Annotated in this window: 9 protein-coding genes, 1 other RNA gene and 1 pseudogene; 7 read left to right on the top strand and 4 right to left on the bottom strand. The window is 52.2% G+C overall.

The genetic code is table 11. The features are described 5' to 3' along the window. Positions 1–38 precede the first annotated feature (38 nt). Together mvaD and mvk are read right to left on the bottom strand one after the other, a co-directional pair. Positions 39–1,022 carry a diphosphomevalonate decarboxylase gene (mvaD, locus tag ACEPSU_RS07260; protein WP_395320882.1) on the bottom strand — a complete coding sequence of 328 codons (984 nt, stop codon included), beginning with the start codon at positions 1,020–1,022 and terminating at the stop codon, positions 39–41. Next, positions 1,019–1,966 carry a mevalonate kinase gene (mvk, locus tag ACEPSU_RS07255; protein ID WP_395323630.1) on the bottom strand — a complete coding sequence of 316 codons (948 nt, stop codon included), beginning with the start codon at positions 1,964–1,966 and terminating at the stop codon, positions 1,019–1,021. The genes mvaD and mvk overlap by 4 nt, the downstream gene beginning before the upstream one ends. 634 nt (positions 1,967–2,600) lie before the next feature. Between mvk and ACEPSU_RS07250 the strand changes: the two genes are divergently transcribed. The 4 genes from ACEPSU_RS07250 (at position 2,601) to ACEPSU_RS07235 (ending at position 8,129) form a co-directional block, all read left to right on the top strand. After that, on the top strand, positions 2,601–5,444 hold the full coding sequence (locus ACEPSU_RS07250) for a helicase C-terminal domain-containing protein (protein ID WP_395320880.1): 2,844 nt from the start codon (positions 2,601–2,603) through the stop codon (positions 5,442–5,444). A 49-nt stretch (positions 5,445–5,493) separates the two neighbouring features. Further along, positions 5,494–5,997: a DUF5590 domain-containing protein gene (locus ACEPSU_RS07245; protein ID WP_020089270.1), complete on the top strand. Its 504-nt coding sequence runs from the start codon at positions 5,494–5,496 to the stop codon at positions 5,995–5,997. 115 nt (positions 5,998–6,112) lie between these two features. Continuing rightward, on the top strand, positions 6,113–7,288 hold the full coding sequence (locus tag ACEPSU_RS07240) for a pyridoxal phosphate-dependent aminotransferase (protein ID WP_395320878.1): 1,176 nt from the start codon (positions 6,113–6,115) through the stop codon (positions 7,286–7,288). A 142-nt stretch (positions 7,289–7,430) separates the two neighbouring features. Next, positions 7,431–8,129 carry a DnaD domain-containing protein gene (locus ACEPSU_RS07235; protein WP_395320876.1) on the top strand — a complete coding sequence of 233 codons (699 nt, stop codon included), beginning with the start codon at positions 7,431–7,433 and terminating at the stop codon, positions 8,127–8,129. A gap of 91 nt (positions 8,130–8,220) precedes the next feature. Here the strand turns inward: ACEPSU_RS07235 and ACEPSU_RS07230 are convergent, their stop codons facing one another. After that, positions 8,221–10,551: a transglycosylase domain-containing protein gene (locus tag ACEPSU_RS07230; RefSeq protein ID WP_395320874.1), complete on the bottom strand. Its 2,331-nt coding sequence runs from the start codon at positions 10,549–10,551 to the stop codon at positions 8,221–8,223. A 30-nt stretch (positions 10,552–10,581) separates the two neighbouring features. Beyond that, positions 10,582–11,190: a Holliday junction resolvase RecU gene (gene recU / locus ACEPSU_RS07225; RefSeq protein WP_020089274.1), complete on the bottom strand. Its 609-nt coding sequence runs from the start codon at positions 11,188–11,190 to the stop codon at positions 10,582–10,584. A 202-nt stretch (positions 11,191–11,392) separates the two neighbouring features. On the opposite strand from recU, the pseudogene ACEPSU_RS07220 reads away from it, so the two are divergent. From ACEPSU_RS07220 to rnpB, 3 genes and pseudogenes are all read left to right on the top strand, one after another. Beyond that, positions 11,393–11,953, top strand: a pseudogene (locus ACEPSU_RS07220) (DUF1273 domain-containing protein); the annotation flags it as partial. A 54-nt stretch (positions 11,954–12,007) separates the two neighbouring features. After that, on the top strand, positions 12,008–12,361 hold the full coding sequence (gene gpsB / locus ACEPSU_RS07215; RefSeq protein WP_020089276.1) for a cell division regulator GpsB: 354 nt from the start codon (positions 12,008–12,010) through the stop codon (positions 12,359–12,361). Between the two features lie 19 nt (positions 12,362–12,380). Beyond that, an RNA gene (gene rnpB, locus ACEPSU_RS07210) (RNase P RNA component class B) lies at positions 12,381–12,760 on the top strand. The last annotated feature ends 16 nt before the right edge of the window (positions 12,761–12,776 follow it).

Here is a 12,776-nt window from a genome sequence, read left to right as displayed (position 1 = left end):
TTTTTTATGGTTTGTCATTAGTTTAAGTTTTGAAGCGATTAGGCTTCGTTTAGAAACTGAATACCAGGTCCTGGGTGGGCCACAATAACGTTGTCGCTCCCGAACTGGCGGGCGAAACGGTCTTGAATCGCGGGAACGTCCGCCGTCTGGCAGAAGACTTTCAGGTTCGGACCGGCATCTAGGGTGTAGTAGCATTCCAGGCCGGCTGCTCGGAGTCCTTTGACCATCTGCATGGCGATAAGGGTATCGCCGTTGAAGTAGCTAAAGGGTGGCCAGGCACTGAGCGTCAGGGCGTGCATGCGCATGGCGTTCGTTTCCAGCGTTTCCCCCATCGTCGTGAAGTCCTGCGCCCGAATGGCGGGCTTGATGGCGTCGAGGTCATCGGCAACCACCTGTTTCCAAGCCGGATAGAACGGTGAGGTGGTCACACTACTCTGCATCCCTTGACGTGAACTGACTTTTTTGTGGTGAGGGTCCAAGACCAGTGCCACCACGGCGATTGGCCAGGTTACCTCTTCAATCAGGGGAACGGCACGGGAACTGAGATCATCGTGACCTGCTTCCCATTCGACAAAGCCGCCAAAGATGGAGCGAGTGGCGGAACCGGAACCACGGCGTGCAAGTCGTGACAGGGCGGTCTTGTCGAGGTTCATGCCGGCAGCCTTACTGGCGGCACCGGCTAACGCCGCAAAAGCGGAGGCCGAGGACGCCAATCCCGCAGCGGTTGGCACGTGATTCACGGAAGTTACTCGCGCAAAAGAGGTGCGCGAAGCTTGTTGGCGCACCAAGTTGAGAAAGTTATGTACTTTTTTAGCTGCTGTCGGCGAGAGTAACTGATCGTTGACGGTCACCTCATCGGCAGTCAGTTGGTCATCGAATGTGACCGTAGTATCCGTGTAGAACTGGTCGAGAGTCAGTGAAAGACTGTTCGTTTGGGGCAGCATCAACTCGGTGTCGGCCTTGCCCCAATACTTGACTAGCGCAATGTTGGTGTGGGCTCTTGCGGTTACGGGTGCGTTCATTCGGGTTCCTCCTCTAAGTTGAAGGCTTCGATCCACGTTGCCGTGGCGCCAGCAGCGACTAAGCTTTGCTGGACGCGCTGGGTGGTGGTCACGTCGGGACACAGGGCGATGAGGCAGCCACCCATGCCGCCACCAGTGAGCTTGGCGCCCAGTGCACCGTTAGCTGTGGCGACCTGCGTCAGGTGGTCCAGTTCGGGTGAACTAACGCCCAGACCGCGTAACTGTGTTTGTGCCTCACTGATGATGGCTCCCAGACGGGTTAGGTCGGGCTTAGCCAGTGCCGTTCGGGCTTCACCACTCAAGCGGCCCAACGTTTGAATTTGTAAATCCGTTTCGGTGGGCAACGTCGTCTTCCGCCGAGCCACGGCAGAAACGGCCTTACCAGTTTGCCCCTTGATGCCACTATCGGCAATCACTAAGTATCCTTGCAAGGCGAAAGGAATCTGCGTCGTTTCTTGGTGGGGGACAAACCAGATGGGGACGTCCGAACTGACCGTTGCGGCGTCGATACCACTGGGATTCCCGTGGGTGATCTTCTCTGCAATCTCGGCATTGGCCAGCAAGAGATCGCGATTCAACGGGCGGTCAAAAAAAGCGTACATGGCCCGGGTAATCGCCACGGCGACGGCCGCAGAAGATCCCATGCCACGTTCGGCCGGTAAATCACTGGTGATATTCATTTCAAACGGCGTCTCGTGACCGTCAAAACGGGTGAGCAAGGTGTCAATCAGCTTGGCAACGCCGGCCAGGTTTTGACCCAATTGGGAAATGGGACCGTCGAAATACCGGCTAGTCAGGCGTTGTCCGGCGGTCACTGACCGCATCGCAACGTTAGTCGTTACGGATGGTAGTGGCAGGGCAATCGCAGGCTGGCCATAGACCACGCTATGATCACCAATAAGAATAATTTTGGCATTACTTTGTCCGCTGACGGTTCTACCCAAGGTCACTCGCTCACTTTCTTCATTAAATTTCCTACCAGAATATCATACTCTACTGATTGGTATTGCGCTAGTTTTGCCGCCGAAAATTCGTAAAACTACGAAAAATTAACCCTTTCTATAGAAAGTTTCCCGAAAAAACGGCAAAATCCAGTAGAAAGTGCGGATAATTGGTGGCTGTTTGCGGTAGTTAGGAACTTTGTTGCTATTGGAGACCAGATGAAATCGAAGAGCATCCGGCCTCCAGCAGTTTTGTTTGAAAATCGAAAATCAGATAATGATGGTGGCACATTGATAAGAGGTGCGAGAAAACTGTTGTAGCCATAGGAGGCCGAGGGTGTAGCCGGCCGTGACGATGCCGTTAGGACGGGCGCTTGGTCTTACCCGTGCTTACGGCATGGGATGAGCTTGAAGCCTTGCTGGACTTTGGCAAGGCTTCAAGTCAAGGTGAAAGACCGCCTTCTTAGGCTTTCACCGGTCCCCACAGCAGGCGGAACCCTGGGCATCCGGAGGCGGCGTGCAGCGACAGTGTTGCCTGGACCATATTTAGACCGAGACCGTAGTAGCGCTACTGGCTCAAGTGGTGTATCATAGTGCCAGTTATTAACGCAATTATGCAGAAATTGGTGAGCATATTATGGATAAAGACACGGTTTACGCGGTGGTCGATATTGAGACTACCGGAACCAGTGTGACAGATGGCGACCGCATTATCCAGATCGGGTGCGTCTTCGTCCAACATAATCGGATTATTAATCACTTTGAGACCGATGTGAATCCGTTGCGGGAGATCCCCGCGTCGATTTCACGGTTGACCGGAATTACGAACAAACGAGTCCGTCACGCGCCGCTCTTTGACGACGTTGCCGCGACGTTGTACAGCCAGCTGACCAATACGGTCTTCGTGGCCCACAACGTTAATTTTGATTTACCCTTTATCAATGCGGAATTTGCTCGGGTGGGGTATCCAGAACTGACGATTGAAGGCCTCGATACGGTCTCACTCAGTCAGATTCTACTTCCTACGGCGGCTAGTTTCCGTCTTCGTGACTTGAGTAGTCTCTTCAACATTGAGCATGACAATCCGCACTCCGCGGACAGCGATGCCAGTGCCACCGCAGAACTCTTTATTTTCCTCTTTCGGCGGTTGCGGGCCTTGCCGCTGGTCACACTGCAACAGATGATTGATTTGCACCCTGAACTACCGCTACAAACGGCGGCACTTTTTGACGTGGCAATGCGGCTGAATCATGAGAAGCCTCGGAAGCTGCCAGACTATCTGTACATTAAGAATGGCTTGGCTCTGAGACACGCGTCAGCGCTACCGGCAACGACCTTGGCGGAACCGGTCAAGTATCCTAAGACCAAGAAACAGAAGCAAAAGCTGATGCCGGACAACCTGGAATGGCGGCCGGAACAGGCTAAAATGATGAATTACATCTACAATAATTATGCTAACAGCGACCAGCATCCCGTCAAGCAGATGATCGTCGAGGCGCCAACTGGGATTGGGAAGAGTCTGGGCTACCTATTGCCAATGGCTTACCTGAATCAGCAAGGGCCAACGGTGGTGATCAGTACCGCGACAACGCTTCTGCAGGAACAGTTGTTGGACCAGACTTTGCCACTACTCAATCAGATCGTGCCGTTTCAGATCAATGCGGTGCTGGTCAAGGGGAGTCGCCACTACCTAGACTTGCAGAAGTTTGCGGCGACCTTGAAAGTGGCGGAAACCTCGAAGCAAACGCAGCTACTGAAGCTCCGCCTGCTGGTTTGGTTGACGATGACCACGACCGGTGATTTGGATGAGTTGCATTTAGCTACGTACCGAGCACCGTACTTCCAAGAGGTCGTCCATGAGGGAACGATTCGTGAAGATAATCCGTTTTATGAGGACGACTTCTTACGACGGCGGGATCAGCAGATGACGCAGGCTCAAGTAATCATCGTCAATCACGCCTACCTTAGCGAGCATGCCAGTGACTTAGGTGAGCGCCTCGATCGGCCATATCTGGTCATCGATGAAGCTCAACATCTGGCAGAGAACACCTTGCGACAGCGGCGAACCCAGATTAAATTTGCCCAACTGACTAATGCGTTGCACCATATTCAACGCGATATTAACCGGGAGATCGGTCCGAGCCTGTTGGCGCTGTTCACCGGTGATACGCAAGCAACCAACACGTTACATCGGTTGGTGCTACTGAGTGAAGAGCTAGAAGAAACGCTGAATCAATTGGTTAATCAGTTGTTCCTAGCCTTTCTCGCCCGCCAACGAGGGAACAATCAGAACCAAACGATTGAAAAGTTAATTCCAACTGAAGAACTCGACGCCTTGCGTCCGCAGACCGATCCACTGGTTGCGACGATTGTGGGCGACACGACCGATCTGTTAGCCCAGTTAGGCGGACTACGGCAGAGCTTCGATCGCCAGCAGGACCGCTTTTCGGCATCCGAACGCCACTTATTCGAACAGGTTGATACGCGAATTCATCAGTTTGATGACGAAGTCTCGCAGTTACAAGACATCTTTGCTCAGGTGACGAAGACCCATACGGCCAGTCTCTTTTGGGTGACCATCAATCATGTGGGTGACCGTAACAGTTTACAATTTGCAAGTGGCTTGTTGGCAACTGAGGGTTTCCTGCGTCGCCAAATTTATGCGCACTTCCAGCCAGTTCTGTTAACGGGGGCAACCCTCTTTTCTTCCGGTCGTTCTCAGTACATTCTGGACCAGTTTGATTTGGACCGGGATGAGACTGTGACTCACCGAATGCGGTCAAGCTTTGACTACAGCGAGCAAGCCCAGTTATTCATTGCCGACACGGGTCCCGAACTGAGCCGCGTGGCACCGGCAGACTATGTGGTCTACCTAACCGCGGCGATCAGTCAGATTGCGGGGGCCGTCAATAAGCAAACCCTGATTCTATTTAATTCCCTGAGTGTTATTGAACAAGTTTACCAGCAGTTGGTCGAACAACCCGAGTTTGCCCAACGGGAGATCTTCGCCCAAGGCATCAGTGGCAGTCGGGAACGAATTGCTAAACGTTTTGCCACCAGTCACGGCGCCATCTTGTTAGGGGCAGCTAGTTTCTGGGAGGGCATTGATCTGCCTGCCGAACAACTGGAATTGCTGATTGTGACGCGGTTGCCGTTCGATTCACCGGACCGGGTCTTCGTGAAGGCCGATTATGCACGGTTAGAGGCGGCGGGAAAGAACCCATTCTACAACGCGGCCTTACCCGCGGCTACCCTGAAGCTTCGGCAAGGGGTGGGCCGGTTGATTCGGACGCCGACGGACCGTGGTGCCATTGTGATTCTGGATCAACGGTTGATTGAGCGTCACTACGGTCAAAGCATCCTGCGCGCACTGCCAGCTGATTTGCCGCGGACGACAGGGGATGTTACGGCTATTTCCCAAGGTTTAGTTAATTTTTTCGAAAAAAAGCCGGCCAAGCCGGTGACGCCGCCAGAAGTTTGATATAATTGAACAAGATTGAATTCTGACAAGGGAGTACGATGGAAAATTGATGAGACAACAATATCAGCGGCGCCAGCGACCACGGCATTGGGTGTTACTCAGTGTGTTAATCGTGATCCTCGTGCTGTTGCTGAGCGCGGGCTACGTGATCAATAAAGCCACGAAACCCCTCAGCCAAGACCAAACGCGGGCCGAGTCGGTCGCTAAGAAGTCTGGCCACCTGACCAGCACCAGTGGGTTCTACTGGACGAATCTGGATACGACTTACTACACGGTTGCTGGGAAGAATAAGGCCAAGCAGGCTGTCTACGCCATTGTGCCCAAGTCAGGGGATAATGTGACGGTGCTCAAACAAAGCGAGGGCCTTTCTCGGAATGCGGCTCTTCAACGCGTTTGGAATCGGAATCCGAAGAAGGTTCTGTCGGCGGCGTTGAGTATGTTTAATGGCAAACCGGCTTGGCAGATCAGCTACTTGAATAAGAGTGGCAAGCTCTGCTACCTGACGTATGAGTATCGTAATGGTAAAGTATTACAACAAATTTCTAATATCTAATTGTGATGACCGAGGCGGCGATTGGCGTCGGCTTGGCCATTGAATAAACGCCACCCGCACAACAACTCTGTCGTGCGGGTGGTCCTACATAATCGTTTAACGGAGGCGGATTCACATGCAATTGTCTAAGCGAGCTTCAGCAGTCAGTCCCTCGGCAACGTTGGCGACCGGTCAGCGGGCCCAAGCCTTGCAAGCACAGGGCATTGATGTCATTAATTTAAGCGTTGGTCAGCCAGACTACGCCACGCCACAGACCATCAAGGAGGCGGCGGTTACGGCGATTCAGGCCGACCAAGTCAATGGGTACACGGCAACGGAAGGGGTCTTACCCTTGCGGCAAGCGATTGCGGCGAATCTAGCCGCCTTGCATGGTGTGCAGGTCGATCCCAGCCAAGTAGTGGTGACGACTGGTGCCAAGATGGCGCTCTATGCGCTGTTTCAAGTGCTATTGAATCCTGGCGATGAGGTGCTCTTACCGGCACCATACTGGGTCAGCTACAGCGAACAGGTCAAGCTGGCTGGTGGCCAACCAGTCGAGGTGGCGCCAACGGCTAGCCTTAAAGTCACGCCCGACCAGTTAGCCGGTGCACTCACGCCGGAAACCAAGGCCATTGTCTTGAATTCGCCACAGAATCCGAGTGGGACGACCTATACGCAGCCTGAACTACAAGCGATTGGCGATTTCGCGGTGGCTCATGATCTGATTGTTGTTGCCGATGAAATTTACGGGGAACTGCTGTATGATCAAACGACGGCAGCGCCCTCCATGCTGGGCATCTCAGCGGCTATCGATGACCATACCGTGTTGATCAACGGGGTCTCGAAGACTTACGCGATGACTGGGTGGCGGATTGGTTACGCCGTGGCGAATACAGCGATTGTGGGCGCACTGAAGACAGTGTTGTCCCACATGACGGGAAATCCGGCGGCCGTGAGTCAGGCCGCGGCTACAGCAGCTTTGACGGGGAGTCAGGAGTCGGTCGTTCAGATGAAGGCCGGTTTTAAGCAACGGCGTGATGTGATCTATCCACAATTGGCGGCTTTACCAGGTTTTAAATTGGCCAAGCCGGCCGGGGCCTTTTACTTCTTCCCCGATGTGACGGGCGCGATGGCCTTAAAGGGTGTGACCTCGACCGCAGAATTTGTGACGTTGATTCTGAATGAGGCACACGTGGCCACGGTCACCGGTGAAGCTTTTGGTTTACCAGGACACATCCGGCTGAGCTACGCGACGGACTTAGACACGCTGCAGACGGCGGTAGACCGGCTCAAGGCGTTTATGAACGCTTAAACTAAACGGACTAACACGTGTTTTAGAAGAGTTGGTGAGACGATCGAACTGCAAGCGGGTTCGGTCGTTTCTTGCCTTTAATCGGTCAACTTAATTAATGCCGAAATTCAAACGACAAGTTTTAGAATCAGGGGGACCTTTCATGGAAGACTTTACACAGCGCTACATTCAAGACGGACAGACGAGCATTGCCAACTACTTGCTCGATCATTTTCGCGAAGTGGGGATGACGACCGACCAACTGTTGGTCTTTCTCCAACTACGACGCTACATGGATCGGGGGCAATCGATGCCTGAAGCCGATGTCATGGCGGCTCACTTGGGGTGGGACAAGCAACGCGTCTACCAGATCTTACACGAGCTGATTGCGAATAAACTCATGGTGATTACCAGCGTACCAGACGGCAACGGGCAGAAACGCGATGCCTATGACTTCCGGCTGTTAACGGAGAAATTGAGCCAACTGGCTGTTCAGACCACGCAAAGAGAAGTCAAGGCGGCAGCCACCAACGACCGATCAACTGTGTTTAATCAGATCGAGACGGAGTTTGGCCGGCCACTGTCGCCTCTCGAGATGGAGAGCATCAATCAGTGGCTGGACGATGACCACTACCGACCAGAGTTGATTCAACTTGCTCTGAAGGAGGCCGTCCTGAGCCAGGCATACAGCCTCAAGTATATGGACCGAATTCTATTGAATTGGGAAAAGAAGAACTTGAAGACGGCCGCCCAGGTCCAGCGTGACAAGGAACGCCAAAATCCGCGGCCATCATCGAAGCCAACCGCAACGCCGGGTAATGATATTCCGGACGTGCCGATTTTTAAGTTAACTGATCACTGACCTTTAGGATACACTATGCTAACTGAAAAAGGGCGCCACCAGTCAATCTCGTTTGAGATGACTGGTGGCGCCCTTTGTGTTTGACGATCAGTTAATCTTTGTTATCATCCTTATTTTTCGTGGTTGTTGCGGATGATGTGTTCGTGGAACTTGAATTGGTCGTGGTGTCGTTATCGTCATTCCCATTGTTACCGCCAGGCGTTTGTTCCGTACTGGAAGATTCCTTGCTGGTACTGGACTCAGTGGTGGATGACTCAGTCTTCGAGCTGCTGGAGTTGGTCGTGACTTGACCATTGCTGCTGTAGACCGAAGAACTCGTGGTATTCGTGGACCCATATGGACTAGTTGCCGTTGCGTCGGTAACGGTACCCGGATGACCGGTAACGTAATACTCGGTCTTACCGTTCTGTGAAGTCTGGGTGACCGTGCTTGGCTTAGTCCAGTCGGTATTGGTGCTCTTGGTGGATAGGTAGCTCATGGTGTACTTGTAAATTTCTTGAGCAATCGTGGTCTGGGTTTCGCTGACATAGTGACCGGCCTGGAACTGCTTATCGTATCCGGTCCAAACGGAAACGGCGTAGTTCTTGGTGTAACCAGTGAACCAGGAGTCCATCGTGGCACCGTCTGGAACCTTGTCCGCGTAATCGTCAGGGTAGGAGTCTGTCCCGGTCTTCCCGGCTTGGTACAGGCCGGAAATGGCAGCGGAGCGTCCAGACCCATTTTCATTGGTCATAACATCCTTCATCATATCCGTTAACATGAAGGCGGTCGCTGCGCTCATGGCACGTTTGCCAGTCGAAGCGTAGTTGTGGGCCTTGCCATCCTGGGTAACAATCTTAGAGACCAGGTAAGGCTTGTAGTACGTTCCACCGTTGGCGAAGGCGGCGTAGGCCGCGGCTTCCTGCTCGGTTGAGATGTACAGGCCAATCCCGTTTTGTAAGGTTAACGTCTTATCAAAGGACATCCCGAGACCGTCCAAGAAGGTCGTGGCTTTCTTGATGCCTACGTTTTGGAGAGTCCGAATAGCGGGGATGTTCCGTGATTCGTAAAGGGCCTTACGCATAGTGATGGTCCCTTGATACTGACGGTCCCAGTCGTAAAGGTTCTTCGTCGTGCCGGGATACGTGAACGCGGTATCCTTCACGGGTTCATACGTCGGATACTTGAGGTATTCGATGGCAGGACCGTAGTCCATCAGGGGCTTGGCGGTTGAGGCACTGGACCGGTCGGTTTGAACGGCCCGGTTCAGCCCGAAGGTCACGTTACCAGTCTTCCGGCCACCAATCATGGCCACAACCTTCCCGTTATTTGGATCAACAATGGTCGAGCCAACTTGGAATTTGCTAGATGGGAAGTTCACGTAACTACTGCCATTAACGATGTTGTAGAGCTTCTTTTGGGCGCCCATATCGAGGTTGGTGTAAACTTTCAGGCCGCCGGTAGTGGTGTTATAGCCCTTGGATTTGAGTTCAGCATAAACTTGTTTAAGGTAGGCGTCGATGACCTTGGTGGTCTTGGCACTGGCCACGGCCGTTGACTTGTGGGTCTTGGACAGGCCGGCTTTGATGCTGGTAGTCTTGGCCTGTGCGGCTTGTGCTGAGGTGATCGCGTTGTTCTTGGCCATGGCGTCCAACACGAGATCCCGCCGTTTCTTGGCTAGTGCGGGGTAGGTAGTGGGATCGTAGTTAGTTGGGGACTGTGGCATCCCGGCCAGCATGGCGAGTTGAGACAAGTCCAGGCTGTTGAGGTTCTTACCGTAGTAATACTGGGCGGCCGTCTGCATCCCGTAGACCCCGTTACCCATGTAGACCTTGTTAATGTAGTATTCCAGAATTTGATCCTTAGAGTAGTTGTGATCGACCTTTAAGGCCAACCAGGCTTCCTGAGCCTTACGCTTGAGTGTTCGGTCCGAGGCGGCCGTGGAGAAGACGGAGAGCTTGACCAGCTGTTGCGTCAAGGTACTCCCACCTTGCATCCCCAGTGAGGAACCGGTGACGTTAGCGAGGGCGGCCCCGACGATTCGGATGGGGTCGACCCCGTTGTTCTTGTAGAAGCGTCGGTCTTCGGTGGAGACGACGGCTTGTTTCAGACCGTCCGGAATATTGCTAGACTTCACGTAGCTTCTGTTCTGGGCACCTAGACGCGAAATGACGGCTCCGTTGGCATCGTAGACCCGCGTAGAAGCATCACTGGATAGTGCGGACTGTGAAATCTTTGGGGCGCTTTGTGCGTAGAAAAAGAACAATCCGGCACCGAACAAAATTCCTAAGACGCCAATGGCGACGATGACGAAAAGTACCCGGCGGAAGGTCCGCCAACCGTTGCGCGGTCGTTTGGGCCCGCCGGATTTGCCGGTTGGACTCGGATTACGCTCAGCGTTGCGGTTCATCCGGGTCTCTCTGGTTGAATTGTTACTAGACATGGTAATCTCCTTTACGTTTAAACGTGTCAGCTACCGCTTTAGCAGCTGGTCCACGGCGTTAAGATAGGGCACCGGCAATTGAAGCTGCGCGGTGAGCTTGATACCGCTAGCGGCAATCTCCGTGTAGGGGATGGACTTGCGCCCACCGTTAGCTTGGTCATCCCAGAAGTGAAACAGATCTTCAGCGGGGTACAGGTAGGTCTCTTGGCGACTAACGAATTTGATAATGGCAAAACAGATACCGCCTTGAGCCGTGCAGGCCCGCATATGATCAATCTGGTGTTGATGGAAATTTTTAAGTGGAAATGACCCCTTGTTCTTCGTTTCCTTGGCGTCAAAGTCCAGGTAGTGTCCTTGGTAGACACCGTTGTAGTCGGTGGTCGATGCCGTACTGAAGTAGGCTTCCTTGATGACCGCCGCACTTCGCTTGGGGTAATCGACCTTGACGATACGGATGGGGGTCGGTTTCTTGTGAACGACGGCGAGCCCATGCGTCTGATAATAGGTATTACTCTGGTTCAATTCCTCTTCCAGCGTCATACCCCGTTTACCATAGTTGGTGTAGTGGCTGGCAAACTTGGGCCGCGTAGCTGATACTGGCGCTTGGTAGGCATTCCCATTGGGATACCGAATAGTCATTGACTCCTCACTCCTTATTGAAAGCTGGCTTTCATTTGTGGCCCAGTTATTGACATTATACCAAGGTGACCGTGAAATAAAAACTCCCAAACGTTCGGTTGAGAATTGTTTTCCTATAACTTAATTATTTTAATTGCGTCCACTCCCAATTTTCGCTACACTTGAATAGACCAGTCAAAAAGGGGGTAGTTTGGTGAGTTGACTTTGGTTAACGGGGTATCGGAGCTATGAACTGAGTGTTTTTGGGAATCAGGACCCGAAACTCCTGGTTATCAAAGATACCCTGCGTAAATTGTTGATCAATAAGGTAGAGTCGGGAACGGATTGGCTGATTACCGGTGGCCAATTGGGCGTTGAGCAGTGGGCTGCCGAGGTGGGACTGAAGCTCAAAGCGGATTATCCGGAGCTGAAGGTCGCCATGATGACGCCGTTCGCCGAATTTGGTGGTAATTGGAATGAAGGCAATCAGGCCCAGTATGCGACCCTGGCCAGTCAGGTTGATTTTCACCAATCCGTTAGCGAGCAACCCTATCATGGGCCCCAACAGTTAAGAAACTATCAAGAATTTATGTTGACCCATACAGACGAGGCCGTAATGGTATATGATTTAGAGGTTGAAGGGAAACCGAAGTATGATTACCGCGCTGTGACGCAGTTTCAGGAGCAACATACTTACCCCCTAACACTAATCGATATGGATTGGTTACAAGAAAGTGCCAATGAATATCAAGAAAATTTAAATAATGGTTCCCAAATCGAATGAAAACTGGTATTATATTAATTGCCGGTTTGATAAGACAACGAGGTGTAAAGATCAATGGAAAACGTTAATTTCACTCCCAAGGAAATTTTGCAAAAGCAATTTCGACAAAAGATGCGTGGTTACGATCCAGATGATGTTGATAGTTTCTTAGACAACGTCATTAAGGACTATGACACCTTTGTTAAGGAGAATCAGCGGCTTCAAGACGAAAACGAACGGTTGTTGGCGAAAGTTGATGAGCTCACGAAGCAAGTGCAAGTGGGCGGTAGTCAACGGCAAGCTTCGACGACCAGCCAACCCACTTCAAGTGCCACTAATATGGATATCTTGAAGCGGCTCTCCAATTTGGAACGGCACGTTTTCGGTTCACAATTAGATAATGATCCAAACGAGTCACATCGTTTGTAGAATTATAAAGACTGGTGTAAATCCTGAGTAATCGCGGTCGGCTTTTGTCGGCTGAGGAAAGTCCATGCTCGCACAGACTGAGATGTCTGTAGTGTTCGTGCTCGGTGAAAAAATAAGCCGGGGGACGTTAGCAATAACGTTACGGCGGGAAAACACGGCTACGGCTTCGGCTATGCCCTAGTATCCCTGAAAAGTGCCACAGTGACGATACGTCTAAGGAAACTTAGGCGGTGGAACGCGGTAAACCCCTCGAGCGGGCAACCCAAACTTTTGGTAGGGGCGCTTCACATATGGAAATGAACGAAATGTGGGGGGAGAGGAAACTCTCGAGATAGATGATTACTGCCAGTCAGCCGTTTGCCTGAAACGGTTGGGTGGTACAAAACATGGCTTACAGGGATTTACACCATGTCAG

This window comes from Levilactobacillus parabrevis (assembly GCF_044051715.1).
In the GTDB taxonomy this organism is placed as follows: domain Bacteria; phylum Bacillota; class Bacilli; order Lactobacillales; family Lactobacillaceae; genus Levilactobacillus; species Levilactobacillus parabrevis.
Note: the sequence above shows the minus strand (reverse complement) of the source record. Positions and strands in the feature narration are given on the sequence as shown.